A 14,915-nucleotide genomic window follows, 5' to 3' on the forward strand; every position below is an offset into this window, starting at 1 on the left:
TCGGGCGAAACGGCGGGTTCGCAAAGCACACGCTTGCCGGCGCGACTCAGTCCGGGCCGGTGTCCTTCGCACCAGTCGCCTCCTTACCCAGCACGCAGTCGCGGTTGAGGCCGGTGCCGGGCGCGTTCTCGAAACGGCAGCGCGTGGTCGGCGGCGTGCCGCAGACGCGGGTCAGGTTCTTGAAGCCGACGCATCGCCCGTCCGGGCCACGATAGCCCGGCCCGCCCCGGCAGCCGCACCCCTTGCAGGGCGGCCGTTCGGGACACCCCGCGCTGGCGGCGGGTATCGGCAGCAGCAGCGCGAGACAGGCGAGGCACAAGCCGATCGGGCGAAGCACGTCACGAAGCATGACCGCCAGCGTTGCCTCAAACCGGCGCGCGCTCAAGTGCAAAACAACTATTGCGTGTATTCCGCCGTCTGCACGCGAACACACGGCTTCACGCCATTCGCCACGCTGGAGTAGCCGCGCAAAGAAAAAGGGAGCGCGAGAGGCGCTCCCTTTCCGATTCTCTCGACGAGGACCGGCCCTGCCCGCCCGCGGGCGGCGCCGGAAGGGACGCGGCTCGCGCGTCCCTCTCGATCACTCGATGATGGCGGCGACGACGCCGGCACCGACGGTGCGGCCGCCCTCGCGGATGGCGAAGCGCAGCTTCTCTTCCATCGCGATCGGAACGATCAGATGGACGTCGACCGAGATGTTGTCGCCCGGCATCACCATCTCGGTGCCCTCGGGAAGCGTCACCACGCCCGTCACGTCCGTCGTGCGGAAGTAGAACTGCGGACGGTAGTTGGTGAAGAACGGCGTGTGGCGCCCGCCCTCCTCCTTGGTCAGGATGTACGCCTCGGCCTTGAACTTGGTGTGCGGCTTCACCGAACCCGGCTTGCACACGACCTGGCCGCGCTCCACGTCCTCACGCTTGGTGCCGCGCAGAAGCACGCCGATGTTGTCGCCCGCCTGCCCCTGGTCCAGAAGCTTGCGGAACATCTCCACGCCCGTCACCGTGGTCTTGGTGGTCGGGCGGATGCCGACGATCTCGACTTCCTCGCCCACCTTCACGATGCCGCGCTCCACGCGACCCGTCACCACCGTGCCGCGGCCCGAGATCGAGAACACGTCCTCGATCGGCATCAGGAACGGCTGGTCCACCGGACGCTCCGGCTGCGGGATGTAGGCGTCGACCGCCTCCATCAGCTTCAGCACCGCCTTGGCGCCAAGCTCCGGATCCCCGTTCTCGAGCGCCACCAGCGCCGAGCCGCGGATGATCGGGATGTCGTCGCCCGGGAAGTCGTACTTCGACAGAAGCTCGCGAACCTCGAGCTCCACCAGCTCGAGAAGCTCCTCGTCGTCGACCATGTCGCACTTGTTCAGGAACACCACCAGCGCCGGAACGCCCACCTGGCGCGCCAGAAGGATGTGCTCGCGGGTCTGCGGCATCGGGCCGTCCGCCGCCGACACCACCAGGATCGCGCCGTCCATCTGCGCCGCGCCCGTGATCATGTTCTTCACGTAGTCCGCGTGGCCGGGGCAGTCCACATGCGCGTAGTGGCGGTTCGAGGTCTCGTACTCGACGTGCGCCGTCGAGATCGTGATCCCGCGCGCCTTCTCTTCCGGCGCCTTGTCGATCTGGTCGTACGCCGTGAACGTCGCGCCGCCCGTCTCCGCAAGAACCTTCGTGATCGCCGCCGTCAGCGACGTCTTGCCATGGTCAACATGGCCAATCGTCCCAATGTTGCAGTGGGGCTTCGAACGGTTGAACTTCTCTTTGGCCATAACTCTCTTCCCTCAGCGACGTCCGGGGGCCGGAAAAATCGCGGCGTGGGATAGGCGGTTTCCGCCCGATCCGCAAGACCTGCGTGACAACAAGCGCAGGCGCGACAATGCGCGGCGCGCGGTGAAGCGCGTCCCACAGCACGGCAGCGACGACAGCCGCATGACAGTCGGAAGGCGCGGATCAGCCCCCGGGACGCGGCAGAACTGGAGCGGGTGAAGGGAATCGAACCCTCGTCATCAGCTTGGAAGGCTGTTGCTCTACCATTGAGCTACACCCGCGCAGGCGACCGACGGGGGCCGCAGACGTGGTGGGGGAGGTAGGACTCGAACCTACGAAGGCATAGCCAGCGGATTTACAGTCCGCCCCCTTTGCCGCTCGGGACACTCCCCCAAGTCACTTCGAGAAGTCACTTGAACACGTCGACTGGTCGCAACCGCCCACGAGAGGAACCGGCTGGACCGCGCGGGAGGCGCAAGGCGATCTCCCGTGCGGCCGGCTTTATGGTGAGGTGCCCCTGCCCTGTCAACCCCGCTACCCGGCACTGTCCCCGGTGACGGCGCGGCTTGGTGCCGGCCGGAGCGCAGGCGCAAATTGCCAAGCGCCCCGGGGCGTGACAGAAGCGCGCCATGATCGATCGTCCGCGCCACCCTCCGCACCGGCCCCAACGTTCGCCCTCGCCGCGCCCCGGCGGGGCGGGCGGGCGCCATGGCGAGCGCGAGCGTCCGGCCGGACGGCCCTTCGGCGAGTGGCCGGACGACGTCGCCATCCTTTATGGCTGGCACAGCGTCAGCGAGGCGCTGCGCAATCCACACCGGCGCTTCCGCAAGCTGATGGCGACGGAGAACGCGCTCAAGCGGCTCAACGACGAATCGGTGCCGCTGTCCGTCGAGCCCGAGGTCGTCCGCCCCGGCGCCATCGACCGGCTGCTCGACCGCGACGCGGTGCATCAGGGCCTGTTCGCCGAATGCGATCCCCTGCCCGCGCTCAGCCTCAAGGAAGCGGCGCAGAACGATCTCCTGCTGGTGCTCGACCAGATCACCGACCCGCACAATGTCGGCGCCATCGTGCGCTCGGCCGCGGCGCTGAAGGTGGGCGCCATCATCACCACCGCCCGCCACAGCCCCGCCGCCACCGGGGTGCTGGCGAAGAGCGCCAGCGGCGGGCTCGAGCACGTGCCGTTTTGCTTCGTCGGCAACCTCGCCCGGGCGCTGGAGGAGCTGAAGGCGCAGGGCGTTCAGGTGGTCGGGCTGGACAGCGAGGGCGCGGCCGACCTCACCGACACCGCGCTGCGCGCCCCGCTGGCGCTGGTGCTGGGCGCGGAGGGCAAGGGGCTGCGCCAGCTCACGCGCCAGACCTGCGACGTGCTGGCGCGGATCGACCTTCCCGGCGCCATCGTCAGCCTTAACGTCTCGAACGCCGCGGTGCTGGCGCTTCACATCGCCCACCGCGCCATCGGCCGCGCGCGCTGAGAGCCCGGCTCCCCGCCCGGCACGGGTGGCGGAACGGGTTACGACCAATTGCCAATCGTCAAGCTGAAGCGTTTTCGTCAAGCTTTCCTCTAAGGCAGCGACGGAATCGAAGAATTGCGCGCGCCTGTCGTCCGGAGAAGGGCGCTGGTAGAGCGGGCCGTCTCCGGGAGGAAACAGCCCGAGCGTAAGGTGTTCCCCCAGGAACTCCCAAACTCGACCAAGACCAACAGCCGAACTCCCCGACGGAGCTCGTCGGGAAACGTGCGTCGTGCGACGCGCGGCTGGACTTCTGCGCGACATAACTTTGGGGAAGGGAACGATCATGAGCGTCTCAACGGCGGCTCCTGCCGCGAAGCCGGGACGGATGACCGGGGAAGAGAGGAAGGTGATCATCGCCTCCTCCGCCGGCACCGTCTTCGAATGGTACGACTTCTATCTGGCCGGTTCGCTGGCGGCCAACATCGCCGCCACCTTCGTGCCGGGCACCAACGACACGGCGAAGTTCATCTTCGTGCTGTTCGGATTTGCCGCCGGCTTCGCTGTGCGCCCCTTCGGCGCCCTGGTGTTCGGCCGCCTCGGCGACCTCATCGGCCGCAAATACACCTTCCTCGTGACCATGACGCTCATGGGCATATCCACCTTCCTGGTCGGACTGCTGCCGAGCTACGCGGCGATAGGCTACGCCGCCCCGGTCATCTTCATCGCCTGCCGCCTGCTGCAGGGCCTCGCGCTCGGCGGCGAGTACGGCGGCGCGGCGACCTATGTCGCCGAGCACGCCCCGCACGGACGGCGCGGCTTCTACACCTCGTGGATCCAGACCACGGCGACGGTCGGCCTGTTCCTCTCGCTGCTGGTCATCCTGACGCTGCGCCTGTCCATGTCGCCGGAAGACTTCGCGGCCTGGGGCTGGCGCATTCCGTTCCTGCTGTCGATCATCCTGCTCGGCTTCTCGATCTGGATCCGCCTGCAGCTCAACGAATCGCCGGCGTTCCAGAAGATGAAGGCCGAGGGCCTGCGCTCCAAGGCGCCGCTCACCGAGGCCTTCGGCCGCTGGTCCAACGCCAAGATCGCGCTCATCGCGCTGCTCGGTGGCACCGCCGGCCAGGCGGTCGTCTGGTACACGGGCCAGTTCTACGCCCTGTTCTTCCTGACCCAGACGCTGAAGGTCGACGGCACGACGGCGAACCTGCTCATCGCCTTCAGTCTGCTCATCGGCACGCCGTTCTTCATCTTCTTCGGCTGGCTGTCGGACAAGATGGGCCGCAAGCCGATCCTCATCGCGGGCTGCCTGATCGCGGCGGCGACCTACTTCCCGCTGTTCGAGAACATCGCCCGCATCGCCAACCCGAAGCTCATCGCCGCGACCGAGAACGTGAAGATCGACATCACCGCCGATCCCGCGAGCTGCGGCACGCTGTTCGACCCTGTCGGCGTGCGTCAGTTCACCCGGCCCTGCGACGTGTTCCGCCGCACGCTGGCGACCAATTCGATGCACTACCAGCTGATGCCCGGCGCGCCCGGCTCGGGCGTCACCGCGACCGTCAACGGCACCGAGGTGACCATTCCGGAGACCGACAAGACCGGCGCCGCGATCGTCGCGGCCGCGCAGGCGGCGGGCTATCCGGCGGCGGGCGACGCCTCGATCCTGAAGGCGCCGAGCATCGGCGGCGTGCTGTCGGATCCGCGGGCGCTGTCAATCATCGGACTGCTCTTCATCCTCGTCCTCTACGTGACGATGGTGTACGGCCCGATCGCCGCGCTGCTGGTCGAACTGTTCCCGACCCGCATCCGCTACACCGGCATGTCGCTGCCCTACCACATCGGCAATGGCTGGTTCGGCGGCTTCCTGCCGCCCACCGCCTTCGCCATCGTGGCGGCCTCGGGCAACATCTTCTCCGGCCTGTGGTACCCGATCGTGATCGCCCTCATGACGGTGGTCATCGGCCTGCTGTTCCTGCCGGAGACCAAGAACCGCGACCTCGAGAACTGGCACTGAGCCTTACGACCCGCCGCCTTCCGCGGCGGGCTGGTTCCAACAAAACAAAACGGCCCCGTCCTGCGACGGGGCCGTTCTTTTTGTCCGGAGCGGACGGGCGGACCCGGTCAGATCGCGGCGGTGACGACGATCTCGACCTTGTAGTCCGGCGTCGCCAGCGCGGCCTCGACGGTCGCGCGGGCCGGCGTGTTGCCGGGCGAGACCCAGCTTTCCCACGCCGCGTTCATCTCCGCGAAGGTCGCCATGTCGGCGAGGTAGATCGTGGTGGAGAGAAGCTTCGACTTGTCGGTGCCGGCGGCCGCCAGCAGCGCGTCGATCTGCGCCAGCACGGCCTTGGTCTGCGCGCCCACGCCGTCGCCGGCGGCGACCTGTCCGGCCAGATACACGGTGGAGCCGTGCACCACGGCCTGGCTCATGCGCGGGCCGGATTCGATTCGCTTGATGCTCATTGCGAAAAACCCTCTTCGTCAAAGGAAAGGCCGGCCGGCGCATGCGCACCGGCCGGCCCGTGGATACGGCAAGCGGCGACGATGTCGCCCCTCACCTCATTGCGGGTTGGTCGTGCCCTTCGGCATCGGCGCGACGGTGCCGATGTTGTAGATCTGTACGCGCCGATTGATCGGATCGTCCGGCTTGGAGGGCACCTGCAGCGCCTCCTGGCCGAGGCCGAGCGCCTGCAGGCGGTCCGGCGAGATGCGGTAGAGCGTGATCAGCGCCTGAACGATGGCGTCCGCGCGCTTCTGGCTGAGCTCCAGATTGTACTTGCGGGTGCCGGTCGCGTCGGTGTTGCCGACCACGACGAACTTGTAGTTCCACAGGATCGGGTGGTGCATCGCATCGGCGATCGAGCCGAGCGTCGCGTAGGACTCCGGACGGATGACCGCGGAGTTCAGCGCGAACTGGATCTGCACCGTGATCTGCGCCAGCTTGTCGAGCTTCTTGGCGATCTCGGACTTGTTGAGCGAGAGCGGCTGGTTCGCCGCCACGGCGTCCTGCGCCATCTTGCGCAGCAGCTCGACGGTCAGGCTGGGATCGTCATTGGTGACGCTCGACAGCCCCTTCATGATCTGCGCGGCGCTGTCGTCGGTCTGGGCGCTGGCGCTGGTGGCGAGCGGCGCGGCGAGCACCGCGGCGAGGGCGAGTCCCCCGAGAATGCGGGTGAAGCGGGTCATGATCAGTCTCTTTCCCCTGGACGTTGCCGTGGCCGTCAATTCGCCCAACCGGCGTTGAGCAGCGTTTCCTTACACACGGGCCGCACGACCTTGGACGAGGCGAGCAGGCAGTCGAGCAGGTTGGCATCGCCCGGCTGGACGCCGGAGCAGAACTGCTGCGCACTGGCGGCGCAGGCCTTCCACGCGCCCTCCTGGGCGGCGACGCGCTTGGCGATCGAGGCCTGCACGGCCGCGAAGTCGGTGAAGCACTGCGGCGGCACCTTGTCCTTGTTGTCCTGCAGGCACTTCTGCACGTCGCCGGTGCCGATGTTGAACTTCGAGCAGTAGCGCTCGATCGAGGGACCGCAGCTCTTGGCGATGAGCGCGCCCGCCTGGGCGTAGCTCATGGTCTGTGCCGATGCCGGGGCCGCAAGGCCAGCCAGCATGAGGGCACCGAGCGCTAGGATCTTTCCCTTCATTTCCCGCCTCCCGAGAAGGTTGGTCGTCTCCGGCGGCGACTCCGCCGGGGAGGGAAGACGCATCGCTCCTGTCGGCACCCCTTCCCGCTGACTCGTCTCGCAGATGCCGGGCCTCGGCGCAATCGCTTAATCCACCATTCTACCGGCACGGTGGGCCGGCCCCGCCGGGCCGGACGAGGCGCGCGACGAGCGGCGGGCGGACGGCGGGAATGGCGCTGCGCGGCGGTCCGTAACCCCGAAAATGCCGACATGGCGGAGCGGCGGCGCAGTGCCGTGCGCCGTTCAGGCGCTTGACCCATAGGCGCAGTTGGGGGAAGACGGCCGTGTCGAGGCTGGCCGCTGGCGCGGGCCGGCCGAGTTCGGCATCCTGCCGCCAAATGCCGGTTTAGCTCAGCGGTAGAGCAGCGGTTTTGTAAACCGAAGGTCGGGGGTTCGATCCCCTCAACCGGCACCAGCATCGCCTGCGATTCGCCTCAGCCGTCATTGCCGAAGGGCGAGGGATGGTCGCGCAGGGCGGGCGGCGGGTCCAGCGTGGTGATGGCCGGTGCCGGCGCGGGGCCCTCGACGAGGTGCTCGCGCGCGAGGCCGGCGAGCCAAAGCGTCAGCCCGATCAGCGCCGCGATACCGACCCACGCGCCCGGATCGGACCTGCGACGGGCACGCGCGATCGCGGCGGCGATGAAGAGAGATCCGAGCAGAACAACGATCCACGGAGCCATGGCGTTTCCCCGATCGTCTGCGACCCAGCGCGCCGGCCTTCGTGCGCGGAACGCGCATCGCGCCCCCTTGTTCCGGCCCGTGATGCGCCCGTGACCCGCGACATCAAGACTCAGCGTCATTTCTTTCGCGTAAGGCACTGAGATTCCCACGAATCAGCTATATTGATTCAAATTTCCGGGGGATTGGACATGCAAGCTAAGTGGCGTGCGCCTGCGTGCTATGTCGGTGTTGCCGTCATATGTGCCTTGTATCTCTCCATCGTGCCGGGTGTCCGGATCACGGATGTCTGCGCCGGCGCGGGGATCGGTGCCGCAGTGATGTGGGCCATCAACGAGTGGGAGACCGGCAAGTGGAACGTGCCGGTGACCACGCAGACCATGGCGCTCGCCGCACAGGCGGTCGCGATCCCGGTGGCGCAGGCAGCGGTTCCCGCCGGGGCTGTCGCTACGGTGCCGGCAGCCGCACCTCAGGCGGCTCCGCCGCAGCCGGCGACGGACGAAGCCGCCGTCGCCGCGCATGGTCCCGAGCCGCGTCAGCGTGTCGATTCGGGCGTCGCCACAGCGGAAACGCTTGAAAAATGGGACATCGACGAGAACGAGCCGAGCTGGGATCCCTCGGCGCTTGCCGAGACCTGGGCCAAGCTGCGCCGCGAACTCTCGAGCGCCGGTCCCAAGCGTGCCACCGCCGTCGCGGCCGATCTTCCCCGCACCGCCCAGCTTGCCAAGGGGCCGGTCGGCGGGGTTCCCAAATCCGGCCCGGCGCCCAAGTCCGGCTCCGTGCCGAAGTCCGGCTCGGCCGGTATCACGCGCCACCACAATACGCCGCCCGCCAAGCCGATGACGGCCAAAGCCGCAGCCGCGAAGCCGGTGACCGCCATGGCCTCGGCCATGCCGACCCTGTCCTCCCGGCTGGCGGCGAACTCCTACGCGCCCGCCCCGGTCAAGGCGTCCTACGTTCCCGGCGGTTCCTTCAGCGGCTACGGCTCGACCCCGACTCCGCCCGCCGGCACGCTGCGCAAGGCGGCTGGCGCGGGAGAGCCGACCAGCGCGCCCGCCTTCCTGCGGCCCGGCACCAGCCGGCCGCGCTGAGGCCGACCACCCTTAAAGCAAAACGGCCGGGCTGAGCCCGGCCGTTTCGATTCAGAGAGCCGCCGGTCGACGGCCGCCGTTGCAGAAGCGCTCACTCGTCGTCCGAGTAGCGCTCCTCCTTCCAGGGATCGGCGTGGTTGTGATAGCCGCGCTCCTCCCAGAAGCCGCGCTGGTCGCTGGTGCGGAACTCGATCTTCTTCAGCCACTTCGCGCTCTTCCAGAAATAGAGATGCGGCACCATCAGCCGCACCGGCCCGCCATGCTCGAGGGTCAGCGGCTGCCCCTCCCAGCTATGGACCAGCAGCGCATCCTCGGCGGCGAAATCCTCCAGCGGGAGATTGGTGGTGTAGCCGTCATAGGACTGGAGCATGACGTGGCTCGCCTCCGCACGCGGCATGACGATGTCGAGCAGGTCGCGGGTCGAAAGCCCCTCCCAGCGGTTGTCGTAGCGCGACCAGGTGGTGACGCAGTGAATGTCCGTCACCTCGCTCGTCTGCTTCTGCGCGCGGAAGGTCGGCCAGTCCCAGGAGACCGGGGTCTCCACCGCCCCCGTCACGTCGAGCCGCCACGTCTCCAGCGGGATGCGCGGCTGCAGGCCGAGGTCGAGCACCGGCCAGTCGCGCACCAGATGCTGGCCCGGCGGCAGGCGCTCGTTCTCCGACCGCGTCACGCGCCCGGTGAGGAACTTGCCCTCGCGGGCCCAGCGCTGCTTGGTGGTGGTGAGCTTGCTATCCGCGGGCAGCGCGTCGTCGCCGCCCGCCGCCTCGTATTCCTCGGCCATGCCCGGAGCTCCTGCGATTGGTTGCTCCATCATAGCATCGTCCGGCGGCGCGTCCTTTCAAGGGGCACGCCGCCGGAGCGTCTGTCGGCCGCCGCCCTCAGGCCGCGTGGCGGCGGCGCTGGATCATGTTCAGCATCTCGACGCCGGCGGAGAACGCCATCGCCGTGTAGATGTAGCCCTTCGAGACGTGGGCGCCGAAACCCTCGGCGATAAGCGTAGTGCCGATCAGCAGAAGGAAGCCGAGCGCCAGCATCACGATGGAGGGATTGCGGTTGATGAAGTTCGCCAGCGGGCCCGCCGCGAACAGCATGGTGAGCACCGCCACGATGACCGCCACCACCATGATCGGGATGTGGTCGGTCATGCCGACCGCGGTGATGATGCTGTCGACCGAGAACACGAGGTCCAGGATCAGAATCTGCACGATCGCCGCGCCGAAGCCCATAGAAAGCGACCCTCCCTCCATGGCGTCCTGCTCGTCCGGCGGCGCCATGGCGTGATGGATCTCCTTGGTCGCCTTCCACACCAGGAACAGGCCGCCACCGATCAGGATCATGTCCCGCCAGGAGAAGGGCTGGTCGAACAGGGTGAACACCGGCTCCGTGAGCTGGACGATGATCGCCACCGTGCTGAGCAGGCCGAGCCGCATGATGAGCGCCAGCCCGATGCCGATCCGGCGGGCGCGCGGACGGATGTCGGGGGGCAGCTTGTTGGTCAGGATCGAGATGAACAGCAGGTTGTCGATGCCGAGCACGACTTCCATCGCGATCAGCGTCACCAGCGCCGCCCAGGCCGCCGGGCTGACGGCAAGTTCGATCAGATAATCCACCGGATCACTCCCCCCAGGTCGAGACACCGTCCCGCATCGCGCGACGCGGCGCGGGCACGGGATCACGGTACAGGAAACAACGCTTCATGAGCGGACACGACTCCAGCCGGCGCGACATCGGAAAAGCGATCCGACATCACGCGAACGCCGGCTCGGCTCGCGTCAGAGGGGCCCGGATCAACGGGTAGGCGGAATTTAGGCCACCCCTGCCGCAACGCCAGCGAAACCGGACATGACAGATTGTCGCACCCCTATCCACGCACCCCTTGCCGGCACCTGCGGCAATGTTGAACGGAATCGACGCCCCTCTTGTCTTCATCCGACAGCATCCCCTGCCCCTACGCGCGGCGCTTTGTGGGCCCGAAAGCTCGTGTCATCGTCCGTTCATCGCGCCTCACTAGAGCGGACGCGGTTCCGCCCCCCGGGGGCTAAGGGAGGTTCAAATGTCTCGTTTTTCCCGTCGCGACCTGATGAAGGCCAGTGCCTTCGCCCTCGCCGCCCCGGTGGTGCTGCGCGCGCATGACGCGCTCGCCACCTCCGGCTCGGTCGACGTCTATGCGTGGGGTGACTATTTCGACAAGAACACCGTGCTGGCCGACTTCACCAACGCCACCGGCGTCAAGGTGAACCTGTCGACCTACGGCTCGAACGAAGAGGCCGAGAACAAGCTTCGCGCCGCCGGCGGCAAGGGCTTCGACCTGCTCTTCCCCTCGGTCGACACCGGCCCGAACTACTACAAGGACAACCTGCTGCAGCCGATCGACGAGAAGAAGTTCAAGGTCGACCAGGTCATCCCCTCGATCTACCGCAACTCGCTCACGCTCGGCGCCGCCTATCGCGGCAAGCGCTACCTGGTGCCCTTCGACTGGGGCACGGAAGGCGTGACCTGGGATTCGACCAAGTTCCCCGGCAAGAAGTCCGGCGAAATCTCCTATGGCGACATGTGGATGCCGGCCAACCCGAAGCAGACCGCCATCCGCCAGAAGTCGGTGTTCAACGGCGTCGCCCTCTATCTCGACGCCAACGGCACGCTGCCGTCGAACCGCGGCCTCGACCTGTACAAGTCCGAGGCTGACTCCCGCCGCGTCTTCGAGGGCTGCCTGAAGTTCATCGTCGAGCACAAGGGCGACATCGGCGCGTTCTGGAACAACGCCACCGAGGCGACCGCGGCCTTCACCGACGCCGGCTGCACCATCGGCCAGACCTGGGACACCACCGGCATCCTGCTCCACCGCAACGTCGACAAGAAGTGGAGCTACGGCATGCCGAAGGAAGGCGGCCTCGCCTGGACCGACACGCTGGCCATGCCGGCCGGCGCGGCCAATGTCGAGCAGGCCTACGCGCTGGCGAACTTCCTCTACCAGCCGGAGATCGGCGCCAAGTTCTCCAACACCACCGGCTACAATTCCTGCGCCAAGGGCTCCTCGGAGTTCCTCTCCGACGAGGCGCGCTCCGCCTTCGAGGCCGCCTATCCGGGCGACACCATCGACAACCTGTTCTGGTGGCCGATGCAGACGGACTTCTACGCCAAGCTGCGCGGCGAGTACGTCGAGAAGCTGACCAACGCCTGACCGGCGTTCCCTCCAGCCAACGTCATCCCCGGGCGGGTCCCGGGGATCCACGCCAGCTCGGATGGCCCCCGACGACGTGGAAGGCCGGGACATGCCCGGCCTTGGCGGCGAACACGGCGCCGATGGCGATCCCATGCGCGGCAAGGACGTACGTCTCGACAAGGTGTCGATCCGCTTCGGCGAGGCGACAGCGGTTCATCCCACCGACCTGTCCATCCATGCGGGCGAGTTCTTCTCCATCCTCGGGCCGTCCGGCTGCGGCAAGACCACGATCCTGCGCACCATTTCCGGCTTCATCCACCCCACCGAGGGCCGGGTGCTGATCGGCGGCGAGGACATGGCGGGCAAGGAGCCCAATGAGCGCCCCACCGCGCTGATCTTCCAGAACCTCGCGCTGTTCCCCTTGATGAGCGTCGCCGAGAACGTCGCCTTCGGGCTCGAGGCGCGTGGCATCGGCAAGGCCGAGCGGCTGAAGCGCGCGCAGGAGCTGCTGGAGTTGGTGGCGCTCGGCGGGTTCGGCGACAAGAAGCCCGCGGACCTGTCCGGCGGCCAGCGCCAGCGCGTGGCGATCGCCCGCGCGCTCGCGGTCGAGCCCTCCGTGCTGCTGCTCGACGAGCCGCTCTCCGCGCTCGACCTCAAGCTGCGCCAGCACATGCGCACCGAGCTGCGCGCGATCCAGCGGCGGGTCGGCATCACCTTCATCTACATTACCCACGATCAGGGTGAGGCGCTCGCCATGTCCGACCGCGTGGCGGTGATGAGCCGGGGCCGGCTGGAGCAGGTCGCGGAAGCCGACATGCTCTACGCCGATCCCGCCACGCCCTTCGTCGCCACCTTCGTCGGCGAGCAGAACGTGCTGCGCGGCCGGGTCGCGACGCTCGCCGGCGGCGAGGCCGGCGTCGACACGCCGGTCGGCCGGCTGCAGGGCCGGACCAGCGGCACGCTGTCGGTCGGCGACGAGGCGCTGGTCATGGTGCGGCCCGAGCGCATCGCGCTCGCCGGCACCGGCGAGAACAGCTTCCCCGCGCGCCTCGTCTCGCGCAGCCTCGAAGGGCCCTCGGTCAATCTCGACTGCGCCGCCGCCGACCAGCAGTTCATGGTGACGCTGCCCAACGGCCCGGCGATCCGCGAGCTGCCCGAAGAGCTCTCGCTCTCCTTCGGCCGACAGGATGCGCTGGTGTTCCCGGTGGGAGCGCTCGCCAATGGGTAGCCTCGCCCGCGCCTACGGCAAGCCGCTCGCAACGCTGATCGCGCTCATCACCGTCATCTGGATCCTCGCCCTGATCCTCGTGCCGCTCGGCGCGATGGTGCAGCAGTCGCTGTGGTGGCGCGACGCCAAGGGCAGCGTCTCGCTGACCATCGACCGGCTCTACAACGACATCGCGGTGCTGGAGCTCGACCAGGGCAACGCCACCGACCCGGCCAAGAAGGCGGCGATCGAGGCCCAGCTCGCGGCCAAGCAGGCCGAGGTGACCGAGCTCGAGGCGCAGGAGAAGAACCCGCCTAAGACCTACGGCTTCGCCAACTTCACCCGCATGAGCTCGCTGCACTTCTACATCTTCGTGCGCACCATCATCTACGCGCTGATGGTGACGCTGCTGGCGCTCGTCGTGTGCTACCCGGTGGCCTATGTGGTGGCGCTGGCCTCGGGGCCGCGCAAGGCGGTCATCCTGATGGTCTGCCTGATCGTACCCTACGCCATCAACGAATTGCTGCGCGTCTATGCCTGGCTGATGATCCTCGACTATCGCGGGGTCATCAACGGCATCCTCGGCTGGCTCGGCATCGTCGACCTCGACAATCGCGGCTGGATCCCGTTCCTCGAGAATCCCTCCGCCGTGTTCCTGGCGATGATCTACACCTACGTGCTGTTCATGGTGTTCCCGATGGTGAACACGCTGGAGACGCTCGACCGCAACCAGATCGAGGCGGCGCGCGACCTCGGCGCCTCGACCGTGCGCATCCATCGCCGGGTGATTATCCCCCACGCCAAGCCGGGCATCGCGGTCGGCTGCATCATGACCTTCATGCTCTCGGCCGGTTCCTATTCGGTGCCCTCGATCATGACCCGCGGCCAGGGCGGGGACTGGTTCAGCCAGCTCGTCTACCGGCAGTTCTACGAGAGCAACAACTGGAACATGGGCTCGGCCTATGCGGTGTCGCTGCTGGTCGTGTGCACGATCTTCATCCTGATCATGATGCGCCTGTTCGGCGTCGGACTGAGGGACATCGCGAAATGAGCGCCTCCGCCGCCGACAGCCGGTCCGCCCAGCTCGTGCTCAACATCTATGTCGGGCTGTTCGTGCTCTATCTCTTCCTGCCGCTGGCGGTGATGTCGGCGGCGGCGTTCAACTCCTACGACTACCCCTCGGTGACGCAGTGGCGCGGCTTCACGCTGGAATGGTTCGTCGCCCTCGCCCACGACCAGCGCCTGCTGCAGGGGCTGGTGAACTCGGTGCTGGTGGCGCTGGGCGTGATCGTGGTGTCGATCCCCGCCGGCCTGTCGGGTGCGCTCATCCTCACCCGGCTCGGCCAGCGCTCCGGCACGATGCTCTATTCGGTGCTGGTCTCGCCGGTGCTGACGCCGGGCATCATCCTCGGCATTTCCAGCCTGATCTTCTGGCGCCAGTTCGGCGTCGCCGGCGGCCTGTTCGTCGCGGTGATGGCGCAGTCGAGCTTCATCGCCTCCTACGCCATGCTGCTGTTCCTCGCCCGGCTGCAGCGCCAGGACCGCACGCTGGAGGAGGCCGCGCTCGACCTCGGCGCCAGCCATACCATGGTGTTCCGGCGCATCACCCTGCCCTTCCTCGCGCCGACCTGCTTCACCGCCGCGGTCGTCGCTTTCCTGCAATCGTTCGAGAACTACAACACGACCGTCTTCGCCATCGGCGGCGAGTGGACGCTGGTGACCGAGATCGCCTCGCGCATGCGCTTCGGGCTTTCACCTGTCATCAATGTCGTGGGGGTGATCTTCGTCGTGGTGACGCTGCTGGCCGCGACGAGCTATGTGGTGTTGAGGGGCAAGCCGAAGCGCTGACCGCGCGGCGCGCCCTGTCAGG

The 14,915-nt window shown here is 67.6% G+C and carries 15 protein-coding genes and 3 tRNA genes; 8 read left to right on the top strand and 10 right to left on the bottom strand.

Features of this window, described 5'->3' with window-relative positions:
• Positions 1-46: 46 nt before the first annotated feature.
• From NVS89_RS00095 to NVS89_RS00110, 4 genes are all read right to left on the bottom strand, one after another.
• Positions 47-349: a hypothetical protein gene (locus NVS89_RS00095; protein WP_258730410.1), complete on the bottom strand. Its 303-nt coding sequence runs from the start codon at positions 347-349 to the stop codon at positions 47-49.
• Positions 350-580: 231 nt separating this feature from the next.
• Positions 581-1,771, bottom strand: a complete 1,191-nt coding sequence (gene tuf / locus NVS89_RS00100; protein ID WP_258730411.1) for an elongation factor Tu — start codon at positions 1,769-1,771, stop codon at positions 581-583.
• A 205-nt stretch (positions 1,772-1,976) separates the two neighbouring features.
• Positions 1,977-2,050 (bottom strand) — tRNA-Gly (locus tag NVS89_RS00105).
• 27 nt (positions 2,051-2,077) lie between these two features.
• Positions 2,078-2,162: transfer RNA gene (locus NVS89_RS00110), tRNA-Tyr, on the bottom strand.
• A 236-nt stretch (positions 2,163-2,398) separates the two neighbouring features.
• On the opposite strand from NVS89_RS00110, the gene NVS89_RS00115 reads away from it, so the two are divergent.
• Both NVS89_RS00115 and NVS89_RS00120 read left to right on the top strand, forming a co-directional pair.
• Positions 2,399-3,241 (top strand): TrmH family RNA methyltransferase, encoded by an 843-nt coding sequence (locus NVS89_RS00115; RefSeq protein ID WP_258730412.1) that lies wholly within the window; start codon positions 2,399-2,401, stop codon positions 3,239-3,241.
• 322 nt (positions 3,242-3,563) lie between these two features.
• The gene (locus NVS89_RS00120) at positions 3,564-5,237 is read left to right on the top strand and encodes an MFS transporter (protein ID WP_258730413.1); all 1,674 of its coding nucleotides are present in this window, start codon (positions 3,564-3,566) and stop codon (positions 5,235-5,237) included.
• 107 nt (positions 5,238-5,344) lie between these two features.
• Here the strand turns inward: NVS89_RS00120 and NVS89_RS00125 are convergent, their stop codons facing one another.
• The 3 genes from NVS89_RS00125 to NVS89_RS00135 all read right to left on the bottom strand — a co-directional run bounded on the left by NVS89_RS00125 (position 5,345) and on the right by NVS89_RS00135 (position 6,795).
• Positions 5,345-5,686 (bottom strand): RidA family protein, encoded by a 342-nt coding sequence (locus NVS89_RS00125; RefSeq protein WP_258730414.1) that lies wholly within the window; start codon positions 5,684-5,686, stop codon positions 5,345-5,347.
• 96 nt (positions 5,687-5,782) lie between these two features.
• On the bottom strand, positions 5,783-6,409 hold the full coding sequence (locus NVS89_RS00130; RefSeq protein ID WP_258730415.1) for an OmpA family protein: 627 nt from the start codon (positions 6,407-6,409) through the stop codon (positions 5,783-5,785).
• Between the two features lie 35 nt (positions 6,410-6,444).
• The gene (locus NVS89_RS00135) at positions 6,445-6,795 is read right to left on the bottom strand and encodes a cysteine rich repeat-containing protein (protein WP_258730416.1); all 351 of its coding nucleotides are present in this window, start codon (positions 6,793-6,795) and stop codon (positions 6,445-6,447) included.
• Between the two features lie 451 nt (positions 6,796-7,246).
• Here NVS89_RS00135 and NVS89_RS00140 point away from each other — a divergent pair.
• A tRNA-Thr gene (locus NVS89_RS00140) sits at positions 7,247-7,321 on the top strand.
• Positions 7,322-7,340: 19 nt separating this feature from the next.
• On the opposite strand, the gene NVS89_RS00145 is transcribed toward NVS89_RS00140, so the two are convergent.
• A complete protein-coding gene (locus NVS89_RS00145) occupies positions 7,341-7,586 on the bottom strand; it encodes a hypothetical protein (protein WP_258730417.1) in 246 nt (81 codons plus the stop codon).
• Positions 7,587-7,904: 318 nt separating this feature from the next.
• Here NVS89_RS00145 and NVS89_RS00150 point away from each other — a divergent pair, with 318 nt between their 5' ends.
• On the top strand, positions 7,905-8,675 hold the full coding sequence (locus tag NVS89_RS00150; RefSeq protein WP_258730418.1) for a hypothetical protein: 771 nt from the start codon (positions 7,905-7,907) through the stop codon (positions 8,673-8,675).
• Between the two features lie 91 nt (positions 8,676-8,766).
• Here the strand turns inward: NVS89_RS00150 and NVS89_RS00155 are convergent, their stop codons facing one another.
• A complete protein-coding gene (locus NVS89_RS00155; protein ID WP_258730420.1) occupies positions 8,767-9,456 on the bottom strand; it encodes a sulfite oxidase-like oxidoreductase in 690 nt (229 codons plus the stop codon).
• Positions 9,457-9,553: 97 nt separating this feature from the next.
• On the bottom strand, positions 9,554-10,285 hold the full coding sequence (locus tag NVS89_RS00160) for a TerC family protein (protein ID WP_258730421.1): 732 nt from the start codon (positions 10,283-10,285) through the stop codon (positions 9,554-9,556).
• Positions 10,286-10,728: 443 nt separating this feature from the next.
• Between NVS89_RS00160 and NVS89_RS00165 the strand changes: the two genes are divergently transcribed.
• The 4 genes from NVS89_RS00165 (at position 10,729) to NVS89_RS00180 (ending at position 14,893) form a co-directional block, all read left to right on the top strand.
• Entirely contained in the window at positions 10,729-11,856 is a 1,128-nt protein-coding gene (locus NVS89_RS00165) for an extracellular solute-binding protein (protein WP_258730422.1), read from the top strand.
• A gap of 133 nt (positions 11,857-11,989) precedes the next feature.
• Entirely contained in the window at positions 11,990-13,066 is a 1,077-nt protein-coding gene (locus NVS89_RS00170) for an ABC transporter ATP-binding protein (RefSeq protein ID WP_258731485.1), read from the top strand.
• A complete protein-coding gene (locus NVS89_RS00175) occupies positions 13,059-14,096 on the top strand; it encodes an ABC transporter permease (protein ID WP_258730423.1) in 1,038 nt (345 codons plus the stop codon). The genes NVS89_RS00170 and NVS89_RS00175 overlap by 8 nt, the downstream gene beginning before the upstream one ends.
• Positions 14,093-14,893: an ABC transporter permease gene (locus NVS89_RS00180; protein WP_258730424.1), complete on the top strand. Its 801-nt coding sequence runs from the start codon at positions 14,093-14,095 to the stop codon at positions 14,891-14,893. Before NVS89_RS00175 ends, NVS89_RS00180 begins: the two co-directional genes overlap by 4 nt.
• Positions 14,894-14,915: the final 22 nt, after the last annotated feature.

Origin of the sequence: Ancylobacter mangrovi (genome assembly GCF_024752355.1) — a bacterium.
Classification (GTDB): domain Bacteria; phylum Pseudomonadota; class Alphaproteobacteria; order Rhizobiales; family Xanthobacteraceae; genus Ancylobacter; species Ancylobacter mangrovi.